At 70.6% G+C, this 24,800-nt stretch carries 19 protein-coding genes; 17 read left to right on the forward strand and 2 right to left on the reverse strand.

Annotated features, from left to right (window positions below):
• Window positions 1–123 precede the first annotated feature (123 nt).
• Entirely contained in the window at window positions 124–873 is a 750-nt protein-coding gene (locus MILUP08_RS11065) for an SDR family oxidoreductase (RefSeq protein WP_007457575.1), read from the forward strand.
• Between the two features lie 7 nt (window positions 874–880).
• On the opposite strand, the gene MILUP08_RS11070 is transcribed toward MILUP08_RS11065, so the two are convergent.
• Together MILUP08_RS11070 and MILUP08_RS11075 are read right to left on the reverse strand one after the other, a co-directional pair.
• Window positions 881–3,085 (reverse strand): hypothetical protein, encoded by a 2,205-nt coding sequence (locus MILUP08_RS11070; protein WP_007457577.1) that lies wholly within the window; start codon window positions 3,083–3,085, stop codon window positions 881–883.
• Window positions 3,086–3,261: 176 nt separating this feature from the next.
• Window positions 3,262–4,188 carry an AraC family transcriptional regulator gene (locus MILUP08_RS11075; protein ID WP_007457579.1) on the reverse strand — a complete coding sequence of 309 codons (927 nt, stop codon included), beginning with the start codon at window positions 4,186–4,188 and terminating at the stop codon, window positions 3,262–3,264.
• A gap of 81 nt (window positions 4,189–4,269) precedes the next feature.
• Between MILUP08_RS11075 and MILUP08_RS11080 the strand changes: the two genes are divergently transcribed.
• The 16 genes from MILUP08_RS11080 (at window position 4,270) to chvE (ending at window position 24,749) form a co-directional block, all read left to right on the forward strand.
• The gene (locus tag MILUP08_RS11080) at window positions 4,270–5,238 is read left to right on the forward strand and encodes an SDR family NAD(P)-dependent oxidoreductase (protein ID WP_007457580.1); all 969 of its coding nucleotides are present in this window, start codon (window positions 4,270–4,272) and stop codon (window positions 5,236–5,238) included.
• A 94-nt stretch (window positions 5,239–5,332) separates the two neighbouring features.
• Window positions 5,333–6,544, forward strand: a complete 1,212-nt coding sequence (locus MILUP08_RS11085) for an FUSC family protein (protein ID WP_007457582.1) — start codon at window positions 5,333–5,335, stop codon at window positions 6,542–6,544.
• Between the two features lie 66 nt (window positions 6,545–6,610).
• Window positions 6,611–7,138, forward strand: coding sequence for an AKAP7-like phosphoesterase domain-containing protein (locus MILUP08_RS11090; protein WP_007457583.1), 528 nt, complete (start codon window positions 6,611–6,613; stop codon window positions 7,136–7,138).
• 59 nt (window positions 7,139–7,197) lie between these two features.
• On the forward strand, window positions 7,198–8,040 hold the full coding sequence (locus MILUP08_RS11095; RefSeq protein ID WP_007457585.1) for a DUF4097 family beta strand repeat-containing protein: 843 nt from the start codon (window positions 7,198–7,200) through the stop codon (window positions 8,038–8,040).
• Window positions 8,041–8,077: 37 nt separating this feature from the next.
• On the forward strand, window positions 8,078–9,088 hold the full coding sequence (locus MILUP08_RS11100) for an ATP-binding cassette domain-containing protein (RefSeq protein WP_007457588.1): 1,011 nt from the start codon (window positions 8,078–8,080) through the stop codon (window positions 9,086–9,088).
• A complete protein-coding gene (locus MILUP08_RS11105) occupies window positions 9,085–9,873 on the forward strand; it encodes an ABC transporter permease (protein ID WP_007457589.1) in 789 nt (262 codons plus the stop codon). Before MILUP08_RS11100 ends, MILUP08_RS11105 begins: the two co-directional genes overlap by 4 nt.
• Before the next feature lie 697 nt (window positions 9,874–10,570).
• Window positions 10,571–12,253: a ribulokinase gene (araB, locus tag MILUP08_RS11110; RefSeq protein ID WP_007457591.1), complete on the forward strand. Its 1,683-nt coding sequence runs from the start codon at window positions 10,571–10,573 to the stop codon at window positions 12,251–12,253.
• Window positions 12,250–12,942 (forward strand): L-ribulose-5-phosphate 4-epimerase, encoded by a 693-nt coding sequence (locus MILUP08_RS11115; protein ID WP_007457592.1) that lies wholly within the window; start codon window positions 12,250–12,252, stop codon window positions 12,940–12,942. The genes araB and MILUP08_RS11115 overlap by 4 nt, the downstream gene beginning before the upstream one ends.
• Before the next feature lie 128 nt (window positions 12,943–13,070).
• Window positions 13,071–14,075, forward strand: a complete 1,005-nt coding sequence (locus MILUP08_RS11120) for an ABC transporter substrate-binding protein (protein ID WP_007457593.1) — start codon at window positions 13,071–13,073, stop codon at window positions 14,073–14,075.
• A gap of 190 nt (window positions 14,076–14,265) precedes the next feature.
• Window positions 14,266–15,807: a sugar ABC transporter ATP-binding protein gene (locus MILUP08_RS11125; protein WP_007457594.1), complete on the forward strand. Its 1,542-nt coding sequence runs from the start codon at window positions 14,266–14,268 to the stop codon at window positions 15,805–15,807.
• Complete coding sequence (locus MILUP08_RS11130) at window positions 15,804–16,877, forward strand: ABC transporter permease (protein ID WP_007457595.1); 1,074 nt, start codon at window positions 15,804–15,806, stop codon at window positions 16,875–16,877. Before MILUP08_RS11125 ends, MILUP08_RS11130 begins: the two co-directional genes overlap by 4 nt.
• Window positions 16,874–17,866, forward strand: a complete 993-nt coding sequence (gene yjfF / locus MILUP08_RS11135; RefSeq protein WP_007457597.1) for a galactofuranose ABC transporter, permease protein YjfF — start codon at window positions 16,874–16,876, stop codon at window positions 17,864–17,866. Before MILUP08_RS11130 ends, yjfF begins: the two co-directional genes overlap by 4 nt.
• Window positions 17,867–17,892: 26 nt before the next feature.
• On the forward strand, window positions 17,893–19,395 hold the full coding sequence (araA, locus tag MILUP08_RS11140; RefSeq protein ID WP_007457599.1) for an L-arabinose isomerase: 1,503 nt from the start codon (window positions 17,893–17,895) through the stop codon (window positions 19,393–19,395).
• A 338-nt stretch (window positions 19,396–19,733) separates the two neighbouring features.
• A complete protein-coding gene (locus MILUP08_RS11145; RefSeq protein WP_007457602.1) occupies window positions 19,734–21,872 on the forward strand; it encodes a family 43 glycosylhydrolase in 2,139 nt (712 codons plus the stop codon).
• A gap of 412 nt (window positions 21,873–22,284) precedes the next feature.
• On the forward strand, window positions 22,285–23,274 hold the full coding sequence (locus MILUP08_RS11150) for a LacI family DNA-binding transcriptional regulator (protein WP_193376570.1): 990 nt from the start codon (window positions 22,285–22,287) through the stop codon (window positions 23,272–23,274).
• Window positions 23,275–23,606: 332 nt separating this feature from the next.
• Window positions 23,607–24,749 (forward strand): multiple monosaccharide ABC transporter substrate-binding protein, encoded by a 1,143-nt coding sequence (gene chvE / locus MILUP08_RS11155; RefSeq protein ID WP_007457606.1) that lies wholly within the window; start codon window positions 23,607–23,609, stop codon window positions 24,747–24,749.
• Window positions 24,750–24,800 lie beyond the last annotated feature (51 nt).

Genomic DNA, 24,800 nt, shown 5'->3' on the forward strand with positions numbered 1-24,800 from the left:
ACCCAGGCCGCCGGACGACCACAATCATGACCGGCGATGTCCGCGCGCCGGCGTTTCGTGCTCCGTAGGCTGGTTTCGTCCTGCGGCTCGGCGTATCGCACGTAGACGGGAAGTGGTTCGGCCATGAAGATCGTCGTCGTCGGCGGCAGTGGTCTCATCGGCTCCAAGGTCGTGCACAACCTTGGCGAGCAGGGCCACGAGGCGGTGGCGGCGTCGCCCAAGACGGGCGTGAACACGCTTACCGGCGACGGGGTGGCCGAGGTGCTCGACGGCGCCGACGTCGTCGTCGACGTGTCGAACTCCCCGTCGTTCGAGGACGCCGCCGTGCGGGAGTTCTTCGAGACGTCGACGCGCACCCTCCTCGCCGCCGCGGCGACTGCCGGCGTGGGGCACCACGTGGTGCTCTCCATCGTCGGCTCCGACCGCCTCCCGGACAGCGGGTACATGCGGGCGAAGGTCGCGCAGGAGAAGCTCGTCGCCGCGTCCGGACTGCCGTACTCGGTGGTCCACGCGACCCAGTTCTTCGAGTTCGTCCAGGGCATCGTCGACGCCGCCACCGACGGCGACACGGTACGGCTGGCGCCGGTGTTCATCCAGCCGATGGCGGCGGACGACGTCGCGACCGAGGTGACCGCGGTCGCGGTCGGCGCGCCGGTGAACGGTGTGGTCGAGATCGCGGGCCCGGAACAGTTCCGCCTCGACGAGCTGGGCCGGTCCGTTCTGGCCGCCCGTGACGATTCCCGCGCGGTGGTGACCGACCCCGACGCCCGGTACTTCGGCGCCACGCTGGGCGTGCGCTCACTCGTCCCCGCCGACGGCGCCCGCATCGCCGCCACACGGCTGGACGAGTGGCGCGCCCGGACGGCGCGGTAATCCACCGTCACGTGGGCGTGGTGCCTGGGTCCTGCCGCAGGCGCTGCGCCAACTCCCGTACCGCCTCGACGAATCGCTCGTCGGACTCGGACCGCCAGTGCCCCTGGATCGGTGGGGGAACGCTGTCGCCCGGTGGCGTCACCACGTCGCTGGGATCGCGCTCCCGGCGGTCCACCGCCGCGGCCGGATCACCCTCGGACGTCCCTGACTCCCGGTCGGGAAAGACACGCCCGCCGATCGGATCGGTGTCGCGCCAGAGGTTCACCCACCGCCAGCCGACCCGGCGGCCGATCTCGTGCAGCACCGCGTCGTCGATGTACGCGGGAAACAGTCGCGCGTAGAGCCGGCACAGCGGTGAGCCGTGCGTGAGCAGCGCGATCCGGCTGCCGATCCGGGGCGGTAACTGGAGTACGGCCGCGGCGAGCAGGACCGAACCGTGGCTGTGTCCGGAGAGCAGCACGGCGTCACCGCGCTCGACCAGGTAGGTGATGCGTCGCGTCAACTCCGGCACGGCCCGCTCGGCGTAGCAGGGCGGCGCGAACGGGTGGGCGGCCCGGGGCCAGAAGGTCCCGAGGTCCCAGATGACGCCGACGTGCCGCCGGAACCCCTCGGTGCGGTAGGCGAAGACTCCGCCGAGGACCAGGCCGAGGAGGGCCGCCGCTTTCGCCCAGCTGGCGAACGCGATGCTGAAGGTGATCGCGTCGGACGGCAACCGGGCGTACCGCTCGACGACGTCGCCCGGAAACAGCCCCAGCAGATCGAGGGTGGTGGTGGCGGAGCCGATCCCGGCGAGACAGCCGAAGATCACGGCCAGCAGCACCAGGCGTTCGGTGAATCTGGCTCGCGCCAGCGCGTCACGGACCTGGCGCAGTCGCGGTGCGGCCTCCGCCGGCGCGTTCGGGTAGTCGCGCGCGATGATCGCCGCCGCCGCACGGCGGCGGCCGGGGCGGGAGACGATGACGACCAGGCCGGCGACGAGCACCGTGACCACCGCGGTGCGGAGAAAACCGAAGGTCGCCCAGGTGTACGCCCGGGGCGGGCCGGTCGTGATGCCCTCCCCGGTCGGCAGGTCGCGGTCGAGGTAGTCCGCCACCCGGTAGACGAGCTCGGCGGAGTACGCCACCGCCGTGCTGATCCCCGTGGCGGCGATGACAAGCGCTCCCAGCCCGAACAGCGGGCTGCCTCTGCGCCGCCAGAGCAGGACGACACCGAGAGCGGCCAGCAGTGTCGTCTGGGCGGAGAACAGCCAGATCAGGGTGGCGTCGTAGCCGGGCAGGGCATCCACCTCGTGCCAGGTGGCGGTGCTGGTCAGCACATGGGCCACGACCACGACGGTCAGGGCGATCGCAGTCGTCCGGAGGGCGGTGGTGATCGCGTCGAGCCGCCGGTCGGTGGGGGATCGATCGATCAGCGGTGGCGTGCAGAGCAGCACCACGCAGGCCGCCAGGAGCACGCCGGTGGCCACCGTCAACGCGACAGTGGCGCTCGACGCGCCGTTCGCGGCGCGGGCGGCGAGCAGGACGAGGCTGAGCGTCCCGAACGCGGCCGCGACGTGTATGGACCGGAGGCGTCCGACGAGCGGTTCGGAGTCCCACGTGCCGACAGTGCTGAGTCGATGCCCGGAGACCTCCTCGTCGGGCGCGCGGAACGCCTCGAACGACCGCCCGGGGCGGTTGCTGAGCCGCCAGACCAGGCCGATCGCGACGGCCGGTACCAGCGCGAACACCGCCAGCCGTCGTCCGAGGGGCTGGCCGCCGAACCAGGACAGCCAGCTGCGACCGGCCAGGCAGCGGGGGGAGTTCAGGCAGTGCCACGCGACGAGGTCGAGGGCGACACCGGCGATGGCGAGCACGTACAGCGCGGTGAGCGTCAGCGCCAGCACCCGGCACAGGGACTTGACCATGGCCTCCGAGCGGGGGTTCGCCGGACGCATCCAGATCGCCACGTTGACCAGCAGGAACGGCAGCAGGAGCACCAGCGCCAGGGTCCGGCCCACGGTCCCGGAGGGCAGGTCGCCCCAGCGGTACGCCTCAAGCGTCACGCCGCGCGCCTCGGGGGTGGACCAGTGGGGGCGGACGCGGACGAAGCCGCCCACGCGGTCGCCGGCGACCTGCACCGTCCGCTCCAGGCCGAGCACCTGCTCGGTGCTCGCGCCGGAGATGCCGTGCACCCGCAGCTCCACGATGTCGCCGAAGGTGTCGGGCTCGCTCACCCGCGCTGATCCATCAGCCATCGCCCCCCGAGGCGTCCGGCCGCCCGGTGCCGGCGTCCCGCCGCGGTTGGCCCCACCACCCGCGTGGCAGACCGGGGTCTACCCCGCCCGGACCCACCCAATCCCAGGCGACGCCCGCGGTGTCCGGGCCGCTCGCGGCGGTGCCGCCGGGACGCCTACCCGGTCCGGGTGCTCCCGGCCACCTGTCCGCGGTAGGCCCGCGGCGAGACGCCTGTGACGCGTTTGAAGGCGACGCTGAGTGCGCTCTCCGAGCCGTACCCGACGGCCAGGGCGATGGTGGCGACGGTGTCCGAGCCGCGACGGATGCGGTCCGCCGCGAGTTCGATCCGCCAACGCGTGAGGTACTCCAGTGGGCCCACGCCGACGACCTGCCGGAAGCGGGCGGCGAGCGTCGACCGGGAGACGGAGGCGGCGCGGGCGATCTCGTCCACCGTCCAGGACTGCGCGGGCCGTCCGTGCATCGCCCGCAGCGCGGGGGCGACCACCGGGTCGGCGAGCCCGGCCAGCCAGCCGGACGTGTGCTGCGGGTCGCGGGCCAGGTGCAGCCGCAGGACCTGGATCAGCAGGACGAGCGCCAGGTGTTCGGCGACGAGCCGCGACCCGAGCTGAGGCTGTCGCAGCTCGGCGTCGATCTCGTCGAGCGCCCACCGCACGGTGGCGGCCGCGGGGGTGTCGGCGGGCACGTGGATGATCGGCGGGAGGCTGTCCAGCAGGAGGCTGCGACCCCTGTCGCCCAGGGAGAACGCCCCGCCGATGAGGAACATGTCGTCGCCGTCGCCCGCGTGCGCCACGCCGTCGGCGGCGGCGGCGAAGATCGGGTACGCCGGCTGGACCGGGGCGTCGGGGTCACTGAAGAGCGTGTACGCGACCGGCCGGGTCAACAGGTAGCAGTCGCCCTCGGCGAGGTCGATCGGCTCGGGCTCGCCGTCGACGCGCAGGAAGCAGCGGCCGCGCCGGATCGCGTTGAACTTGGCGCCGGCCGGCGGGTCGAACCGGACCGCCCAGCGCCCACCGGCGACGAGGCCGGCGGAGACGTGACTCGTCGCACCGAGCAACGCCAGGACGTCCTCAAGGGGATCCATGCCGCCCTCCTGGACGCTCGCGAAAGTATTGCGGACTACAGACTATAGGCAGTCCAGAGCCGGGTTCCTAGCCTCGTTGACATGACAGCGAACCCACGCCTCACCACGTCGTACACAGCCCGCACCACCGCCGCCGAGATCCTCGACGGCGTGGACCTCGACGGGCGTCGGATGATCGTCACCGGGGGAGCCTCCGGCCTCGGTGTCGAGACGGTTCGCGCCCTGGCCGGCGCCGGCGCCGAGGTCACCGTCGCGGTCCGTGACCCGCGGCGGGCCGCCGGGCTCGTCGAGGAGTTCGCCACCGACGCCACCCGGGGCGCCGTCCGGTCGGCCGCGCTCGACCTTGCCGATCTGGCGTCGGTCGACGCCTTCGTCACGGGCTGGCGGGGCCCGCTCGACGCGCTGGTCGCCAACGCCGGCGTCATGGCGCTTCCCACCCGGCAGCTCTCCGCGCAGGGCTGGGAGCTCCAGCTCGCGACCAACTACCTGGGTCACTTCGCGCTCGCCGTCGGCCTGCACGACAACCTGCGCGCCGCCGGGGCGGCCCGGGTCGTGGTGGTCAGCTCCGGGGCGCACCTGGGCGCTCCGTTCGACGTCGAGGACCCCCACTTCGAGCGGCGCCCGTACGACCCGTGGACGGCGTACGGGCAGTCGAAGACCGCGGACGTCCTGCTCGCGGTCGGCATCACCCGGCGGTGGGCGAAGGACGGGATCACCGCCAACGCCCTCAACCCCGGGTACATCCACACGAACCTGCAACGCCACATCGACGACGACATGATGCGCGCGCTCGGCGCGATGGACGAGGCGGGCAACCTCGTCGTGCCGGACTACTACAAGACGCCCGCCCAGGGAGCGGCGACCACCGTACTGCTCGCCGCGTCGCCCCTGCTCGACGGCGTCGGCGGCCGGTACTTCGTCGACAACCAGGAGGCGGAGGTGGTGCCCGGCGGCCCGGACGCCACCGGCGGGGTGGCGGCGCACGCCGTCGACCCGATCGCCGCGGACGGGCTCTGGGCGTACGCCGAGAAGGTGCTCTCCGCGCGGTGAGCGCGACGGCCGTCGGAGGCCGGGCGCGGCGCGCTCCCGCGTCGCCGCGCCCGGCGGGCAGGATTGATCGGGGTACGGCGGGGTAGCCGCCGCCATGGTCGCTGCCGGTCGGCCCGGTACGGACGGGGGTGCCCCGGCGCGTCCCGGCGCGGGAGCGAACGCCGCTCCGGCGACGACAGTCGCCCGGCTCCGCGCCCGTCTGTCGGGCACGCTGCGGGACCGGGCCCGGAGGGTACGGGGCATCGGCGGCCTCGCTCTGCAGGCAGGTCTGGCCGCGGCGCTGTCCTGGCTGGTGGCGCATCAGCTGCTGCACGTCTCGCAGCCGGTGTTCGCGCCGATCTCCGCGGTCTCGACCCTCGCCGCGTCGATCGGCCAACGGCTGCGTCGTACCGTCGAGCTGATCATCGGCGTCACCGTGGGGGTGCTGGTCGGCGACCTGCTGCTCACGGTGACCGGCACCGGGTGGTGGCAACTCGCCCTGATCGTCGTGCTGGCGATCCTCGTCGCGCTGTTCCTCGCCGGCAGCGCGGCGGTGGTGATCCAGGCCGGGGCGACGGCGGTGCTGATCGCCACGTTGAGTCCGTCCGTGCGGGACCTGGAGATCCCCCGCTTCGTGGACGCTTTCGTCGGGGGAGCGGTGGCGCTGCTGGTCACCGCCGTCCTCCTGCCGTTGAGCCCGCTGCGGGTGCTCAACCGGGCCGCGCGGCCGGTGCTGGACCTGCTCAGCGACCAGCTCGACGCCACCGCCGGCGCGTTGGCCGACGGCGACATCGACCGTGCGCTGACGGCCCGCACGAAGCTGCGGGAGAACAAGGACGAGCTGCGGGCGCTCATCGAGGCGACCCAGGGTGCCCGGGAGGCCAGCACCCTCTCGCCTGTGCACTGGCACGAGCGGCACGGGCCGGTGGGCCGGTACGCGCAGGCGGCGGCGCCGATCGACCGAGCGATGCGCAATGCCGGAACGCTGATCCGCCGCGCGGTGACAGTGATCGAGGACGGCGAGCCGGTCCCGGAGGCGCTGCCGGGGGCGGTCGCCGACCTCGCCGAGGCGGTACGCGTGCTCAAGCGGCAGTTCGCCGCCGGTCACGAACCCACCGAGGCGCGGGCGCGGGCCCTGCGGGCGGTCTGCTCCGCAAGTGACGCCTACCGGGAGGGGGTCGGTTTCTCCGGTGCCGTCGTGGTGGCGCAGGTCCGCACGACGGTCAGCGATCTGCTGGTGGCCTCCGGGCTGACGCAGGAGGTGGCGAACCGGCTGGTCCGCCGCGCGTTCGACGCTCCGGAGCGTCCCGCCGGCGATCGACGATGAATGCCGTGGCAGCACACTGAGCCATAGCTGTTGCATCTTGAGCCAAAGTGGTGCCATGATGGTGCCATGGACTTGAGGCCGTACGTCGAGAACCTGCGCAACGAGTTCGCCGTGGCCGCCGAGGGCGTCGACCCGGAAGGTCGGTTGCTGGCCGAGCGGCTCTTCACCCAGCTGGAAGCGGCGACCCACCTCACGCTGCTCGAGGCGCTGTCCGACGCGGCCGACGAGATCACCCGCGATCTCGCCCCCGGGTCGGTGCACGTCCGGCTGCGCGGGCGCGAGCCCAACTTCGTGGTGACGCCCGCGAACCCGCCGACGGACGGCACGGACGCGGTGAGCGAACCGCCTCCGGCGCCGGCGCCGCTGCTCCCGCCCGAGGGCGACGAGGGCGGCACGTCCCGGATCAACCTCCGCCTCCCCGACCATCTCAAGGCAAGCGTCGACGGGGCCGCCAGCCGGGCCGGACTGTCCGTCAACGCCTGGCTGGTGCGAGCCGTCGCCGCCGCCGTCGCGGCCGGCGGCACGGATCGCCAGCCACCGCGCCGGCCCGAGCCGCCACGGTCCGGCCAGCACGTCACCGGCTGGGCGCGCTGACCGCCGCGCCCCTTCCCCACCTCCGCTCGTCCTCGCCACGCACCTTCCGGGAGACCACCATGCCTGTTTTCGAGACACCAGAACCGATTTCCGTCCAGGTCGAGCTGCCCGTCGGGGACGCCTGGATCGCCGCGACCGAGCGCACCGACACGGTGGTGCAGGTGCGGCCCCGTGACCCGTCGAGCAAGGCCGACGTGAGCGCCGCCGAGCAGACCACCATCGAGTACGCCGCCGGGCTCCTGCGGATCAGGGTGCCGAAGAGCTGGCGCCGGTACGGCTTCGGCTCGGGGCCGTCGGTCGACGTCCTCATCGAGGTGCCGAGCGGGACGCGGCTGCACGCCGAGGCGGCGTGGGCGGCGTTCCGCGGCGAGGGGCGGCTCGGCGAGTGCCGCATCAAGACCGGCAGCGGGATCCGGCTCGAGGAGACCGGGCCGCTGGAGATCGACAGCAGCCACGGCGAGGTCGCGGTGGAGCGTGTCACCGGATCCGCGCGGGTGAAGGCGTCCTCCGGAAAGGTGCGCCTCGGCGCGGTCGACGGCACCGCGGAGATCAAGAACTCCTCCGGCGACTGCTGGATCGGCCGCAGCGGCGGTGACGTCCGGGTCAACACCGCGTACGGCGACATCACCGTCGACGCGGCGATGGCCTCGGTGGCGGCTCGCACCGCGTACGGCAACGTGCGGCTGGGCGAGGTCGTTCGCGGATCGGTCGAGTCGCAGACCTCGTACGGCGCGATCGAGGTCGGGGTCCGGCGGGGCACCGCCGCCTGGCTCGACGTCAGCTCCCGGCACGGGCGCGTGCACAACGCGCTCGAGTCGGCCGACAGTCCGGCCGAGACCGACGAGACGGTCGAGATCCGCGCGAACACCTCCTTCGGCGACATCACGATCCGCCGTGCCTGACCGGCCACGACCCCCCACCACCACAAATGAGGAGACCATGACCAGCAGCAGGAAACCCGCGATCGTCACCACGGAGCTGCGGAAGTCCTACGGCGCCAAGGTCGTGCTCGACGGCATCGACCTGATGATCACCGAGGGAACGATCTTCGCGCTGCTCGGCCCCAACGGCGCCGGCAAGACCACCACGGTGCAGATCCTCTCCACCCTGCTCCGCGCGGACGGCGGCCACGCCCGCATCCTCGGCCACGACGTGACCCGCGAGCCCGACGCCGTACGCGAGCTGATCGGCGTCACCGGCCAGTTCTCCGCGGTGGACAACCTGCTGACCGGTCGGGAGAACCTGAACCTGATGGCCGACCTGTGTCACCTGGACAGGGCGACGGGTCGACGACGGATCGCCGAGCTGATCGAGCAGTTCGACCTCGCCGAGGCGGCGGACAAGCCGGCCGCGACGTACTCCGGCGGCATGCGTCGCCGGCTCGACCTCGCGATGACCCTGGTCGGCGACCCCCGCGTCATCTTCCTCGACGAGCCGACGACAGGCCTCGACCCGCGCAGCCGCCGCGCCATGTGGCACGTCATCCGGGCTCTCGCGGCCGAGGGCGTCACCATCCTGTTGACGACGCAGTACCTGGAGGAGGCCGACCAGCTCGCCGACCGCGTCGCGTTCCTCGACCACGGCCGGCTGATCGCCGAGGGCACCCCGCACGAGCTCAAGCGGCTCATCCCGGGCGGCCACGTGGTGTTGCGGTTCGACGACCAGGAGGGGCTCGACTCGGCGGCCCGTACGTTCGCGGCGGCCACCCGGGACGACGCAGCGCTCACCCTCCAGGTGCCGAGCGACGGCGGGGTCGGTTCGTTGCGGTCCGTCCTCGACCACCTCGACCGCGACGCGATCACCGTGGCCGGTCTCGCCGTGCACACCCCCGACCTCGACGACGTCTTCCTCGCCCTCACCGGCAGACCCGACGGTCGAGCCGACCAACCCGACGACCGACGTGACACCCGGGCCGGTCGGTCCGGCCAGGAAAGGGCTTCCGCGCGATGAGCACCCTCACCTTCGCCCTGCGCGACTCGACCACCATGCTGCGGCGCAACCTCCTGCACATGCGGCGCTATCCCTCGCTGACCCTCATGCTCATCGGCATTCCGGTCATCCTGCTGCTGCTCTTCGTCTACGTCTTCGGCGGCACACTCGGCGCCGGCCTCGGACCGTCCGGCGACCGCACCGACTACGCCAACTACGTCACGCCCGGCATCCTGCTCATCACGGTGGCCAGCGCGGCGCAAGGCACCGCCATCTCGGTCGCCATGGACATGGCCGAGGGCATCATCGCCCGCTTCCGTACGATGGCGATCTTCCGGCCGTCGGTTCTCACCGGCCATGTGGTGGGCAGCGTGTTCCAGTCGATGCTCAGCCTCGTGGCCGTCACCGGCGTGGCGCTGCTCGTCGGGTTCCGCCCCACTGCCACTGCCGTCGAGTGGCTCGCCGCGGTCGGCGTCCTCGCCATGATCACCTTCGCGGTCACCTGGTTGTCGGTAGCCCTCGGCCTGGTCTCGAAGAGCGTCGAGACAGCCAGCAACCTGCCGATGCCGCTGGTGCTCCTGCCGTTTCTCGGCAGCGGGTTCGTCCCCACCGACTCCATGCCGACGCCGGTACGCCTGTTCGCCGACTACCAACCCTTCACCCCGGTCATGGAAACCCTCCGGGGCCTGCTGTTCGGCACCGGGATCGGCGTCAACGGGCTCCTCGCGGTCGGCTGGTGCGCCGTCATCACGGTGACCTGCTTCCTCTGGGCCAAGGCGCTCTACAACCGCGGCCGGACCGCCTGACCCAGACGGGCGCTCGCGCCCGGTCCAGCCCTCGCGCCCGGCCACAGATCGGCGATGTTGCGGTGTCCGGCCGACCGGACGCCGCAACATCGCCGATTTGGTGTCGATCACGACCGCAGGATCGCCTGGGAGTTCCCGACCCCGGCCGTGGTCGCGCTTCGCAGGCGCGGGCGCGTCGAGTCCCGCGAGACGTCGAATGTTATCGATAACACGTGTCCCGGACCGGCTGCGCGGGGTGCGTGTCGGCGGCCGGAGTGCGCGCTCAGGGGCCCGGCGGCGGCTGCGGCACGGGCCACAGATCTGATCATGCGGGGGCGGCGGCCGTGGCGATGTTATCGCTGACATCGCGGTCGAGTCGGCCACCGTCGCGATCGGACGGACCTGCCGTGGCACTGCGGTGCGGGGCCCCGCCGTCACCCCCGCCGACCGAGGAGGCGCCGGGCCGAACGCCGGTCGGAGAGGTGTCGGCCCGGTCCGCTGGGCGAGGGGGTCGCGGGGCCGGCTGCCGTTCCGACGTGGCCCTTTCGGTGCTGCGTGGACCGGCTGGAGACCGAATCGCGGACTTTGCACCGTTCCGTTAACTACCCGACCGAGTCGGGGCGGCCTCCGCGTTCCGTTACGGAGCTGTTGCAGGTAGATGTCTTGACGGAGCTGGATGTGAGCGTTAACACTATCCCCGTTAACGGTGGAGGTGAACATGGAGCGTGTGGACGGAGCTGCCGAAAGCTACGTCGTGGGTGTCGATTTCGGCACTCTCTCCGGGCGGGCCCTCGTGGTCCGGGTGTCCGACGGTGCCGAGCTCGGGACCGCGGTGCACGAGTACGGCGACGGGGTCATCAGCGAGACGCTGCCCGGAGGTCGATCGCTGCCCCCGGACTGGGCCCTGCAGAACCCGGACGACTACCGCGACGTGCTGCGCCACGCCGTTCCGGCGGCGGTGTCCGCCGCCGGAGTGGACCCCGCAGCGGTGGTGGGCATCGGCATCGACTTCACCGCCTGCACCGTGCTGCCGACCGACGCCCACGGCACCCCGCTCTGCGAGGATCCCGACCTGCGCGACCGGCCGCACTCCTGGGTCAAGCTGTGGAAGCACCACGCCGCGCAGCCGCACGCCGACCGGATCAACGCGCTGGCCCACGAACGGGCGGAGCCGTGGATCGGCCGGTACGGCGGCAAGATCTCCGCCGAGTGGCAGTACGCCAAGGGTCTGCAGATCCTCGAGGAGGACCCGGAGATCTACCACCGGGCCGAGCGGTTCATCGAGGCCGCCGACTGGATCGTCTGGCAGCTCAGCGGCGTCGAGACCCGCAACGTCTGCACCGCCGGCTACAAGGGCATCCTGCAGGACGGGCAGTACCCGTCCGAGAGCTTCCTGACCGCGCTCAACCCCGACTTCGGCGACTTCGTGGCCAAGCTCGACGGGCCGCTCCTGCCGCTCGGCGCCCGCGCCGGCGCACTCACCGCCCGCGCCGCGGCCTGGACCGGCCTGCCGGAGGGGATCGCGGTGGCCGTCGGCAACGTCGACGCGCACGTCACCGCGGCGTCCGCGCAGGCCGTGGAGCCCGGTCGGCTGGTCGCCATCATGGGCACCTCGACCTGCCACGTCGTCAACGGCGCGGAGGTCGCCGAGGTGGCGGGCATGTGCGGTGTCGTGGACGGCGGCATCAGCCCCGGCGCCTGGGGCTACGAGGCCGGGCAGAGCGGCGTCGGCGACATCTTCGGCTGGTACGTCGAGCACGGCGCCCCCGCCGGGCTCGACTCGCACGAACGCCTCACCGAGCTCGCCGCCGGCCAACCGGTCGGCGCGCACGGCCTGATCGCGTTGGACTGGTGGAACGGCAACCGATCGCTCCTGGTCAACCACGACCTCAGCGGGATGATCGTCGGGATGACCCTGGCCACCCGGCCGCAGGACATCTACCGTGCGCTGCTGGAGTCCACGGCGTACGGCACCAGGATGATCATCGACGCGTTCGTCGAGGCCGGGGTTCCGGTGAACGACCTGGTGATCGCCGGCGGTCTCACCAACAACAAGCTGCTGATGCAGATCTACGCCGACGTGACCAAGCGACCGCTGAACATCATCGCGTCCGCGCAGGGGCCGGCGCTCGGCTCGGCGATCCACGCCGCCGTCGCCGCCGGGGCGTACCCGTCGATCCACGAGGCGTCGCAGGCCATGGGGCGTGTGCACGAGGCCGTCTACACGCCGGATCCCGAGCGGGCGCGCGCCTACGACGCCCTGTACGCCGAGTACCGGGCGCTGCACGACCACTTCGGTCGGGGTGGCAACGACGTCATGCTCCGCCTGCGGGCGATTCGCAACGCGGCGGTCGAGTCCGCCGCGGCCACGCACGAGGCGCCGCTGGAGGTCGTCGCATGAACGCAGAGGCACGTCGACAGATCGGCGAGCTGCGCGAGACCGTCGCCCGGCTGCACACCGAGCTGACCCGCTACAACCTGGTCGCCTGGACGTCCGGCAACGTCTCCGCGCGGGTCCCCGGCGAGGACCTCATGGTGATCAAGCCGAGCGGTGTGGGCTACGACGACCTGACGGCCGACACCATGGTGGTCTGCGACCTCGACGGTGTCCTCGTCGAGGGCGACCTCGCCCCGTCCAGCGACACGGCCGCCCACGCCTACGTCTACCGGGCCATGCCCGAGGTCGGCGGGGTCGTGCACACGCACAGCTCGTACGCCAGCGCCTGGGCCGCCTGCGGAGAGGCGATCCCCTGCCACCTCACGGCGCAGGCCGACGAGTTCGGTGGGGAGATCCCGCTGGGCCCGTTCGCGCTGATCGGCGGCGACGACATCGGCAAGGGAATCGTCGCCACGCTCGCCGGGCACCGCTCACCCGCGGTGCTGATGCGCAACCACGGCGTCTTCACCATCGGCCGGGACGCCCGGGCGGCGGTCAAGGCCGCGGTCATGTGCGAGGACGTGGCCCGCACCTCGTACCTGGCACGGACCCTCGGGCAGCCGGTGCCGATCGCGCAGGCCGACATCGACGCCCTCTACCACCGCTACCAGAACGTCTACGGCCAACAACCAGTCGCACCGGCAGGTCCCTGACCGTCTCCATCGGCCATCCGGGCCCGCCGGTCTGCTCCACCGACGCACCAGCACGCACCACCCGCGTACGCCACCCTTCGCACGTCGGCGGCTCGCGCGGTTCCACCACACCCAGCCAAGGAGAACTGATGAGAAAGATGCGAACGCAGTCCGCTCCGTGGCGCGCTGTCGCGGTCCTCGCCAGCGTGCTGCTCGTCGGCGGCGTGGCGGCCTGCGGCAACAGCGACACCGGCGGCGGCGGGTCCAAGGACGACGGCAAGATCACCATGGGCTTCTCCCAGGTCGGTGCGGAGAGCGGGTGGCGTACCGCGAACACCACCTCGATCAAGGAGTCCGCCGCCGCGGCAGGCATCGAGCTGAAGTTCGACGACGCGCAGCAGAAGCAGGAAAACCAGATCAAGGCGATCCGCAACTACATCCAGCAGAAGGTCGACGTCATCGCCTTCTCGCCGGTCGTGGAGTCCGGGTGGGACACCGTGCTCAAGGAGGCCAAGGACGCCGGCATTCCGGTCATCCTGACCGACCGTTCGGTCGACTCGGCCGACAAGAGCCTGTACAAGACGTTCCTCGGCTCGGACTTCGTCAAGGAGGGCCGGCTCGCCGGTGAGTGGCTGGTCGAGCAGAAGAAGAGCGCGACCGGTCCGGTGAACATCGTGGAGCTGCAGGGCAACACGGGCGCCGCTCCGGCCAACGACCGCAAGAAGGGCTTCGGCGAGGCGATCGCCGCCAACCCGAACCTGAAGATCATCGCTTCCCAGCCGGGTGACTTCACCCGGGCGGGTGGCAAGCAGGTCATGGAGCAGTTCCTCAAGGCCAACCCGAAGATCGACGTGCTCTTCGCGCACAACGACGACATGGGTCTGGGCGCGCTCGAGGCCATCACCGCGGCCGGCAAGGTGCCCGGCAAGGACATCACCATCATCACTGTCGACGCGGTCAAGGACGGCATGCAGGCCCTCGCCGACGGGAAGTTCAACTTCATCGCGGAGTGCAGCCCGCTGCTCGGCCCGCAGCTGATGGACCTGGCCAAGAAGGTCAAGGCCGGCGAGACGGTGCCGCCTCGGATCGAGACCGAGGAGACCACCTTCACGACCGAGCAGGCCAAGGAGGCTCTGCCCACCCGCAAGTACTGATCGACGCAGGGGGGTCGCCGCGCTCGCGTGGCGGCCCCGCCGCGTCGCCCCATAAACCCGAACGGACCGGGCATGACCCGCGACGACCCGCGCCACGCCCGCCCGAGCCTCCCGCAGGGGCGGCCGGGCGGGCGCGGTGGGAGCGCAGCGGCCCTTCCGCGTCGACAACCCCCAGAAGAGGTCTGATGGGATGACGGATAGCCGTCCGGTCCTGACGATGACCGGGATCAGCAAGTCCTTTCCCGGGGTGCGTGCACTCCACAATGTCAACTTCCGGCTCTTCCCCGGCGAGGTGCACGCCCTGATGGGCGAGAACGGCGCCGGCAAGTCGACCCTGATCAAGGTGCTGACCGGCGTCTACGACACCGACGAGGGCACGATCACCCTCGACGGTGAGCCGGTGTCCTTCAGCGGGCCGATGCAGGCGACCGCCGCCGGGGTGAGCACCGTCTACCAGGAGGTCAATCTCTGCACCAACCTCTCGGTGGCGGAGAACATCTTCATCGGACGCGAGCCGCGGCTCCTCGGCGCCGTCCGCTGGGGCGAGGTCCGCCGACGCGCCCGCGCGCTCCTGACCCGCCTCGACCTCGACCTCGACGTCAGCGCGCCGCTGGGCTCGTACTCCCTCGCGATCCAGCAGATGGTCGCGATCGCCCGTGCGATCGACATCCAGGCCCGGGTGCTGATCCTGGACGAGCCGACGTCCAGCCTCGACGCGGGCGAGGTCGCGCAACTGTTCCGCATCATGCGGCAACTGCGCGACGAGGGCATCGCGATCCTGTTCGTGACCCACTTCCTCGACCAGGTCTACGAGATCGCCGACCGCATCACGGTGCTGCGCAACGGCGGGCTCGTCGGCGAGTACCTGACCGCCGAGCTGCCCCAGCTCGGCCTCGTCGAGAAGATGATCGGCAAGGAACTCGACGTCCTCGAAGGGCTCGAGGAGCACTCCCGTCGGGACCTGGGCGCGCTTGAGGAGGGCACCCCCCTGGTGGCGGTGTCGAACCTCGGGCGGGCGGGCGCGGTCGCGCCGTTCAGCCTCACCATCCACGCCGGCGAGGTGGTGGGCCTGGCCGGTCTGCTGGGCTCCGGGCGTACCGAGGTGGCGCGGCTGTTCTTCGGCGCCGACCGGGCCGACGGTGGGCAGGTCGCGATCGACGGCACATCGAGCAGTCTGCGTACCCCCGCGCAGGCCATCGACCAGGGCGTCGGCTTCTGCTCGGAGAACCGCCGTGCCGAGGGCATCGTCCCCGAGCTGTCGGTCCGCGAGAACATCATCCTCGCCATGCAGGCCGCCCGCGGCTGGCTGCGGCCCATCCCGCGCCGCCGGCAGGACGAACTTGTCGACAAGTACGTCAAGGCCCTCAACATCCGTCCGGCGGACCCGGAGGTGCCGGTCCGCAACCTGTCCGGCGGCAACCAGCAGAAGGTGCTCCTGGCCCGGTGGCTGATCACCGAGCCGCGGCTGCTGATCCTGGACGAGCCGACCCGGGGCATCGACATCGGCGCGAAGACCGAGATCCAGCGGCTCGTGACGCAGTTGTCCGACGGCGGGATGGCGGTGCTGTTCATCTCCGCCGAGCTGGAGGAGGTGCTGCGCCTCAGCCACAAGGTGGCCGTCATGCGCGACCGGCAGATGGTCGCGCAGCTCGCCAACGACGAGAGCCTCGACGCCGAGCGCATCATGCAGACGATCGCGAGTGGATCTCACCGGGAGGAGGCGGACCGATGAACGACACGAAGGGCCGCTATCGGACGCTGATCGGTCACCGGCTGTTCTGGCCCGTCGCCGTGCTCGTCGCCATGCTCGCCGCGAACACGATCTACCGGCCCGGGTTCCTGTCCATCGAGCTCAAGGACGGGCACCTGTACGGCTCGCCCATCGACATCCTGCGGTTGAGCGCGCCGTTGATCCTGGTCGCGTTGGGCATGACCCTGGTCATCTCGACCGGCGGCATCGACCTGTCGGTCGGCTCGGTCTGCGCGATCAGCGGTGCGATGGCCTGCATGTACATCAGCAAGCAGCCCGACCAGAACAGTCTGGCAGTGGTGGTGACCGCCCTCGCGATGGCGTTGGGGGTCGCGCTCGTGCTGGGCGTCTGGAACGGGGTGCTGGTGGCCGTGATCGGGATCCAACCGATCATCGCCACCCTGATCCTGATGGTGGCCGGCCGGGGCCTCGCCCAGCTCATCACCCAGGGGCAGATCATCACCATCAACTCCGGGCCGTTCCGGTCGATCGGGTTGGGTCACCTGCTGACCCTGCCGCTGGCGATCTTCATCGCCCTCGCCGCGGCACTGCTCGTCGCCGCGTTCACCCGTCGAACCGCGCTCGGCATGATCATCGAGTCGGTGGGCGGCAACGCCGAGGCCAGCCGACTCGCCGGCATCCGCTCCGGCCGGGTCATCTTCCTCGCGTACGTCGTCAGCGCCGTCTGCGCGGCGGTCGCCGGCTTCATGATGACTGCCAACGTCTCCAGCGCCGACGGCAACGCCGTAGGCCTCTGGGTGGAGTTGGACGCCATCCTCGCGGTCGTCATCGGTGGCACGTCCCTCGCCGGCGGCCGGTTCTTCCTGAGCGGCACCATCCTCGGCGCGCTGATCATCCAGACCCTGACCACCACGGTGTACGCCATGAACATCTCACCGCAGACCTCGCTGCTGTTCAAAGCGGTGGTCGTCATCGCCGTCTGCCTCATCCAGGCGCCGGCCTTCCGAGCCAAGTTCAGCCGGCGCAGACGAAGCGCCCCGCCACCGCCGCGCCCCGTCGCCGACAAGCCGAAGGAGCAGGTGCCGGCATGACCACCGGATCGCTCACCGCCCCCCGCCGCACCCGGATCCGGCTGCCCCGGCGTCAGGTGCCGGTGCTGGCCACGCTCGCCCTGCTCCTGGTGATGTACGGCATCGGCGTGTCCCAGTACACGGCGTTCTCGAACGTGCAGGTCATCTTCAACGTCTTCATCGACAACGGCTTCCTGCTCGTCGTCGCGGTGGGGATGACCTTCGTGATCCTCACCGGTGGCATCGACCTGTCGGTGGGGTCAGTCGTCGCCATGACGGCGATGGTGTCGGCGGATCTGTTGCAGAAGGGTCTGCCCGCGGCGCTCGTGCTCGTCATCGCCCTGCTCATCGGCCCGACGCTCGGCCTGTTGATGGGGTGCGCCATCCACTTCTTCGACATCCAGCCGTTCATCGTCACGCTCGCCGGGATGTTCTTCGCCCGCGGGATGTGCACGTTCATCTCCGGCTCGTCCATCCCGATCACCGACGGGTTCTGGACCAGGATGTCGCAGGAGCGGATCGGGAACTCCCAGGGCAACTTCGTCTCGATCAGCGTGTTGATCGCCTTCGCGGTGGTGCTCGTCGCGGCGTACGTGCTTGCCTACACCCGGTTGGGGCGCAACGTGTACGCGGTCGGCGGCAACCCGCAGTCGGCGCTGCTGATGGGCCTGCCGTTGGGGCGGACCCGGATCGCCGTCTACACGATCAGCGGGCTGTGCTCCGCGATCGGTGGCATCCTGCTGTCCTTCTACACCCTCTCGGGCGCGCCGCTGATCGCTGTCGGCATGGAGTTGGACGTCATCGCCGCCGTCGTGATCGGAGGCACCGTGCTCACCGGTGGCTCGGGTTACGTCTTCGGCACGGTGCTGGGCGTGCTGGTGCTGGGTGTGATCCAGACCCTCATCACCTTCGACGGGAGTCTCAACTCCTGGTGGACCAAGATCGTGATCGGTGGTCTGCTCTTCGCGTTCATCCTCCTGCAGCGCCTCATCGGAATCCGTTACAAGTGACCGTTCCTCTCGCGGAAGGCAACCCCATGGCACCACAAACCCAACCCGAGATCTGGTTCCTCACCGGCAGCCAAGGCATGTACGGCGAGGAGACGCTCCGCCAGGTGGCCGAGCAGTCCCGCCAGATCGCGGCCGCGCTCGACGACTCGCCGCAGATTCCCGCCCGCGTGGTCTGGAAGCCCGTCCTGACCAACAGCGGTGAGATCCTGCAGGTCTGCCGGGACGCCGCCGCCCAGGGTGCCGTCGGGGTCATCGCCTGGATGCACACGTTCTCGCCGGCCAAGATGTGGATCTCCGGTCTGGACGCGTTGCAGACGCCGCTGCTGCACCTGCACACCCAGGCCAACGTTCTGCTGCCGTGGAACGACATCGACATGGACTTCATGAACCTGAACCAGGCCGCCCACGGCGACCGGGAGTTCGGGTACATCCAGACGCGTCTCGGTGTGGCCCGTAAGACGGTGGCCGGGCACGTCAGCGACCCGCGGGTGAGCACTCGGATCGGGGCGTGGGCGCGCGCGGCGCTCGGCTGGTCGGCGATGCGGTCGCTGCGGCTGGCCCGCTTCGGTGACAACATGCGCGACGTCGCGGTGACCGAGGGCGACAAGGTCGAGGCCGAGCTGCGGTTCGGGGTCTCGGTCAACACCTACGGCGTCAACGACCTGGTCGAGGTGGTCGGCGAGGTCACCGACGCGCAGGTGGACGACCTGGTCAAGGAGTACGAGGACACTTACCGCATCGTCGGCGAGCTGCTGCCCGGCGGTGAGCAGCACGACTCGCTGCGGTACGCCGCGCGCGTGGAGTTGGGCATGCGCGCCTTCCTGGACGCGGGCGGGTTCCGGGCCTTCACGACGAACTTCGAGGACCTCGGAGGGCTGCGTCAGCTGCCGGGCATCGCCGTGCAGCGGCTGATGGCCGACGGCTACGGCTTCGGCGGTGAGGGCGACTGGAAGACCTCGGTCCTGGTCCGCACCCTCAAGGCGATGTCGGTGGGCGTGAGCGGCGGCACGTCGTTCATGGAGGACTACACCTACGACCTCACCCCGGGCAACGAGCTGGTGCTCGGCGCCCACATGCTGGAGGTCTGCCCGACCATCGCCTCCGACGTGCCCAACGTGGAGATCCACCCGCTGAGCATCGGTGGCCGGGAGGACCCGGTCCGGCTGGTGTTCGACGCCGCACCCGGTCCGGCCGTGGTGCTCGGGCTGTCCGACATGGGGGAGCGCTTCCGGCTGGTGGCCAACGAGATCGACGTGGTGGCCCCGCCGCAACCGCTGCGCCGGTTGCCGGTCGCCCGTGCCGTCTGGCGGCCGCGCCCCGACCTGCCGGTCTCGGCCGAGGCGTGGATCACCGCCGGCGCCCCGCACCACACCGTGCTGTCGCAGGCGGTGGGCACCGAGGAGCTGCACGACCTGGCGGAGATGAGCCGCACCGAGCTGGTCGTCATCGACGCCGCCACGGAGCCGCGCCGCTTCGCCGACGAGCTGCGCTGGAACCAGGCCTACTACCGGCTGGCCCGCGGCTTCTGACCCTGCGGTCGGTCGGATCGTACGGATAACGGGTGGTCCATCCCTGCCTTCGGGCGGGGCTGGGCCACCCGTTCGCGTGGCACCAGCAGGGCCACGAGGCGGTTGTGTTACGCCTTGACTAACAGCATGTTATCGCTCACAGTCTATAGCCAAGATGGTCGATGTCGTGGCTGGCCCGGTCGCGCGCGAGTCCTACCCCGCGGTTTCGGCACCTCGTCACCGCGACGGTCGGGCAATCGGTGTTAGCGATCACATGCCGGGCCTGGTCAGCTCGGTGCCCCGCCCGGTGCCGCGGACGCCGGCCCAGACCGCACGGTTCGCGTCAGCAGAGGAGGATCATGCTTTCCATCGGTCGGGTTCCCCGGGGTGCGCCACGACGGCGCGGGTTGCTGTCGAGACTCGCCGTCGCCGCGATGGTGCTGGTGGTCGGTGGCGCGGCCGCAGCGGTGGCCGCGGCGCCCGCGTCGGCGGCAACTGTCGACACGAGCGCGTGGTACGTGTTGGTGAACCGCAACAGTGGCAAGGCCGTGGACGTGTACAACATGGCCACGACCGACGGTGCGCGGATCACCCAGTGGACGCGTAACAGCGGCAACCAGCAGCAGTGGCAGTTCGTGGACTCCGGAGGCGGTTACTACCGGATCAAGTCGAGGTTGTCGGGCAAGGTGCTGGACGTGTCCGGCCGCTCGACGGCCAACGGCGGGGCGATCGTGCAGTGGTCCGACAACAACGGCACCAACCAGCAGTTCCGGTTGACCGACTCGGACAGCGGGTACGTGCGGTTGATCAACCGCAACAGCAACAAGGCGATGGAGGTGCAGGGCGCCTCGACCGCTGACGGTGGCAACATCGTGCAGTACGACGACTGGAACGGCACCAACCAGCAGTGGCAGCTCGTCCGCGTCGACGGCGGGACCGACCCCACGACGCCGCCCCCCACGACGCCGCCGCCCACGACGCCGCCCCCGTCGAACGGCACGTACAACAACCCGGTGGTCTGGCAGGACTTCGCCGACGTCGACATCATCCGGGTGGACAACGTCTACTACATGTCGGCCTCCACCATGCACTACTCGCCGGGCGCGCCCGTGCTGCGCTCGTACGACCTGGTGAACTGGGAGTACGCCGGGCACTCCGTACCGCGGCTGGACTTCGGCTCGAAGTACGACATGAGCGGCGGTAGTAACGCGTACGTCGACGGGATCTGGGCCTCGACCCTGAACTACCGCCCGAGCAACAAGACGTACTACTGGGCCGGGTGCATCGACTTCGCGCAGACCCACATCTACACCGCGTCGGCGGTCGACGGCACGTGGAGCAAGCTCACCACGATCCCCAACTGCTACTACGACGCCGGCATGCTGATCGACGACAACGACACCATGTACGTCGCGTACGGCAACAGCAACATCAGCGTCGCGCAGCTCTCCGCCGACGGGAAGACCCAGGTCCGCAGCCAGCAGGTCTACTCGACCCCGTCGAGCATCGGGACGCTTGAGGGCGCGCGCTTCTACAAGCGCAACGGCGCCTACTACATCTGGCTCACCCGGCCGGCCAACGGCCAGTACGTGCTGAAGTCGACGAACGGTCCGTTCGGCCCGTACGAGCAGCGTCAGGTGCTGCTCAACCTGCCCGGCCCGATCTCCGGTGGCGGCGTGCCGCACCAGGGCGGTCTGGTGCAGACCCAGAACGGCGACTGGTACTACATGTCCTTCGTCGACGCGTACCCCGGTGGTCGGATGCCCGCCATGGCCCCGATCACCTGGACCGGCGACGGCTGGCCCGTGCTGCAGACGGTGAACGGCACGTGGGGCACCACGTACCCGAAGCCGAACCTGCCCACGCCGCCGCGAGCGGTCAAGCCGCTCACCGGCACCGACACGTTCGCCGGCACCACCCTCGGCCCGCAGTGGGAGTGGAACCACAACCCCGACAACAGCAAGTGGTCGGTCAACAACGGGCTGAACCTGCAGACCGCCACCGTCACCGGCGACCTGTACAAGGCGCGCAACACGCTCACCCATCGGATCCAGGGCCCCACCTCGACGGCCACCATCGAGTTGGACTACTCCACGATGCGCGACGGTGATCGCACCGGCCTGGCGGTGCTGCGCAACTCGTCCGCCTGGATCGGTGTCCGACGGGACAACGGAGCCACCCGTCTGGTCATGCAGAACGGGCTCACGATGGACGGCAGCTGGAACACCACAAGCACCGGCAGCGAGGTGGCGAGCACCGCCGTCTCCGGTGGCCGGATCTGGTTGCGGGCCAACGCCGACATCAGACCCGGGTCCGGCCGGCAGGCCCGCTTCTCGTACAGCACCGACGGGGTCAACTTCACCTCGTTCGGCAACGCCCTGACCCTGGCGAACAACTGGCAGTTCTTCATGGGTTACCGGTTCGCCATCTTCAACCACGCCACGCAGTCGCTCGGTGGCGCGGTCACCGTCCGCCGATTCGACCTGACCACACCGTGACCCCGGTCACACGACGGTAATCTGCCGGTGACGCGAACGGACCAGCCCTCGCACCACGGACGGTGTCCGCGTCGCCACCTCCGGCCCGCCGCCGCCCTGTTCCACGCTCTGTCCAGGAGCGCGGAGCGGGGCGGCGGTCCGCTGTGGCGGCTCGGGTCGAGGGTGGGCGGTACGCGTGGCGCGGGGTGCCGGCCGCCCGGCCTGGCACACGCCGTGTCGTTCACGCTCAGCCGTGCCGTATTCGAGGCGGTGCCTGGCGTAGACTGTCGGCGATCCAGCGCTGGTCACCTGCGATTCAGCACCGGCGTGGTGGCTGAGCGAGGGGGTCGGGCCGGGCCGCTCCAGTCAACGTCGACGGGTCGCGGATCGGGTTGCAGGCGGGGGGAGTGAAATGGCCGTGCACGGTCCCGCGATGACAGATGTCGCTCGTCTGGCCGGTGTCTCCCACCAGACGGTGTCGCGGGTGCTCAACGGGCACCCCAACGTGCGTGAGCAGACCCGATTGCGGGTGCGGGCGGCGATCGCCGAACTCGGCTACCGTCCGAACGGCGCCGCGCGCGCACTGGTGACCGGCCGGTCCCAGGTCATCGGCGTGGTGGCACAGAACACGACCCTCTACGGCCCGGCGTCGCTGCTCGCCGCCCTGGAGCAGACGGCCGCGGAGGAGGGCTTCGCAGTAAGCGTGGGCAGCGTCCGTAACCTCGACCACCGGTCCATCTCGGCCGCGGTCGAGCGGCACCTGGCGCACCGGGTGGCCGGCATCGTCGTCATCGCGCCCGTCGAGTCGGCCGGCGAGGCGCTGGAACGACTGCCGCAGGACGTCCCACTGGTGACTGTCGACGGCGATCCGCAGCGGCCGGTGCCGTTGGTGACCGTCGACCAGGTGGCTGGCGCTCGGGCGGCGACCCAGCATCTCCTCGACGCGGGGCACCGCACCGTGTGGCACGTGTCGGGGCCGTCCGACTGGTTCGACAGCGCCGGTCGGATCGAGGGCTGGCGGGCGGCGCTGCTGGCGGCGGGGATCGACCCACCGCCGCTGATGCACGGGGACTGGTCGGCGGCGTCGGGCTACCGGTGCGGGCAGATGCTCGCCCGGATGCCGGAGGTGACCGCGATCTTCACGGCCAACGACCACCTCGCCCTGGGCGTGCTGCGGGCGTTGCACGAGTTCGGGCGGCGGGTGCCGACCGAGATCAGCGTCGTGGGTTTCGACGACGTGCCGGAGGCCGCGTACTTCATTCCGCCGCTGACCACCGTGCGCCCGGACTTCGACGCGGTGGCCCGGGCGAGCCTGCACATGTTGCTGACCCAGATCGAGTCGGGCATCGGTGGGGGCGCCCTGCGGCAGACCATCGCGCCGACCCTGGTCGCCCGCGACAGCGTCGCCCCGCCGCGCCACTGACGGCGCCGGCGCCGCACGCCGCGCGCTGTCCGCTTCGCCGTCCCGGCCGCTTCGCCTCGATCAACCACCTCGGCGGCCCGCCGTCGGCTCTGCCGTCGTGTGCGCCGGCGTGCGTCCATGCGCAGGCGGTTCCCGGGTACGAAACGGCGACCGTCGATCAATTGCCGACAGGGGTTGCGCGAGGTCGTGTCGGTGGCGAAGCCTCCGTTACGAGACCGTGACACCGGTATTTCGGATCAAGTGTTGACGTGCCCTATGTGAGCGCTAACACTACCCGAAAGGTGACAGGTGGCCCCGGCGGTCAGCGGGGGGAATCGGGAGAGGAGAAGCCCGTGAGCAGGAAATTCCTGGTTGCTCTCGGTAGTGCGGCGCTGGCGCTGAGCCTGGCGGCGTGCAGTGGTGGAGGTGCCGGCAGCGGCGGCGACACCGGTGACAAGAAGCCGGGGGACCTGACGATCGGCGTCTCGATGCCGACGCAGACCTCCGAGCGGTGGATCGCCGACGGCAACGCGGTGAAGTCCAAGCTGGAGGCGAAGGGCTACAAGGTCGACCTGCAGTACGCGGGCGACGACATCCCGACGCAGTCGCAGCAGGTCGACCAGATGATCACCCAGGGCGCGGACGTCCTGGTCATCGCGGCGATCGACGGCACCGCGCTCAGCAGCCAGCTCCAGGCCGCAGCGGCCGCGAAGATCCCGGTCATCTCGTACGACCGGCTGATCCGCGGCAGCAAGGACGTCGACTTCTACGTCAGCTTCGACAACTACAAGGTCGGCGTCGCCCAGGGCACCGCGCTGCTGGTCGGCCTCGGCCTGCTGAACAAGGACGGCTCGAAGGGCACCGCCAAGGGGCCGTTCAACATCGAGCTCTTCGCCGGTTCGCTCGACGACAACAACACGCAGTACTTCTTCGGCGGCGCGATGGACACGCTGAAGCCGTTCGTCGACGCCGGCACGCTGAAGGTGAAGTCCAAGCAGACCACCCCCGAGCAGGTGGCGACCCTGCGGTGGCAGCAGGAGACCGCGCAGAAGCGGATGGAGAACCTGCTCACCTCCAGCTACAACGACGGCTCGAAGGTCGACGGCGTGCTGTCGCCGTACGACGGCATCTCCCGGGGCATCATCACCGCCCTGCAGAACGCCGGCTACGGCAGCGGCGCCAAGAAGCTGCCCGTCGTGACCGGTCAGGACGCGGAGATCGCCTCGATCAAGCTGATCAACGACGGCGTGCAGAACTCGACCGTCTTCAAGGACACCCGCCTGCTGGCCGACCAGGCCGTGAACGCCGCCGAGGCGTTCCTGCAGAAGAAGGAGCCGCAGGCGAACGACACGAAGACGTACAACAACGGCGTCAAGGTCGTCCCGGCGTACCTGCTGCCGATCGCGACCGTCTACAAGGACGACATCAAGGCTACGCTGATCGACTCGGGCTACTGGACGGCGGAAGAGGTCGCCGCCGGTCAGGCCAAGAAGTAAGTCACCCCGTCGGGCTCGGCGGTCGTCCGCCGAGCCCGACGCCGTGACGGA

This window comes from Micromonospora lupini str. Lupac 08, assembly GCF_000297395.2.
GTDB lineage: Bacteria > Actinomycetota > Actinomycetes > Mycobacteriales > Micromonosporaceae > Micromonospora > Micromonospora lupini.

Coding starts and splice junctions, on each gene's coding strand:
- MILUP08_RS11145 (WP_007457602.1), top strand. CDS start 19,734: ATGCTTTCCATCGGTCGGGTTCCCCGGGGTGCGCCACGACGGCGCGGG.
- yjfF (WP_007457597.1), top strand. CDS start 16,874: ATGACCACCGGATCGCTCACCGCCCCCCGCCGCACCCGGATCCGGCTG.
- MILUP08_RS11150 (WP_193376570.1), top strand. CDS start 22,285: ATGACAGATGTCGCTCGTCTGGCCGGTGTCTCCCACCAGACGGTGTCG.
- MILUP08_RS11080 (WP_007457580.1), top strand. CDS start 4,270: ATGACAGCGAACCCACGCCTCACCACGTCGTACACAGCCCGCACCACC.
- MILUP08_RS11085 (WP_007457582.1), top strand. CDS start 5,333: ATGGTCGCTGCCGGTCGGCCCGGTACGGACGGGGGTGCCCCGGCGCGT.
- MILUP08_RS11120 (WP_007457593.1), top strand. CDS start 13,071: ATGAGAAAGATGCGAACGCAGTCCGCTCCGTGGCGCGCTGTCGCGGTC.
- MILUP08_RS11095 (WP_007457585.1), top strand. CDS start 7,198: ATGCCTGTTTTCGAGACACCAGAACCGATTTCCGTCCAGGTCGAGCTG.
- MILUP08_RS11065 (WP_007457575.1), top strand. CDS start 124: ATGAAGATCGTCGTCGTCGGCGGCAGTGGTCTCATCGGCTCCAAGGTC.
- MILUP08_RS11105 (WP_007457589.1), top strand. CDS start 9,085: ATGAGCACCCTCACCTTCGCCCTGCGCGACTCGACCACCATGCTGCGG.
- MILUP08_RS11100 (WP_007457588.1), top strand. CDS start 8,078: ATGACCAGCAGCAGGAAACCCGCGATCGTCACCACGGAGCTGCGGAAG.
- MILUP08_RS11115 (WP_007457592.1), top strand. CDS start 12,250: ATGAACGCAGAGGCACGTCGACAGATCGGCGAGCTGCGCGAGACCGTC.
- MILUP08_RS11090 (WP_007457583.1), top strand. CDS start 6,611: ATGGACTTGAGGCCGTACGTCGAGAACCTGCGCAACGAGTTCGCCGTG.
- araA (WP_007457599.1), top strand. CDS start 17,893: ATGGCACCACAAACCCAACCCGAGATCTGGTTCCTCACCGGCAGCCAA.
- MILUP08_RS11130 (WP_007457595.1), top strand. CDS start 15,804: ATGAACGACACGAAGGGCCGCTATCGGACGCTGATCGGTCACCGGCTG.
- araB (WP_007457591.1), top strand. CDS start 10,571: ATGGAGCGTGTGGACGGAGCTGCCGAAAGCTACGTCGTGGGTGTCGAT.
- MILUP08_RS11125 (WP_007457594.1), top strand. CDS start 14,266: ATGACGGATAGCCGTCCGGTCCTGACGATGACCGGGATCAGCAAGTCC.
- MILUP08_RS11075 (WP_007457579.1), bottom strand. CDS start 4,188: ATGGATCCCCTTGAGGACGTCCTGGCGTTGCTCGGTGCGACGAGTCAC.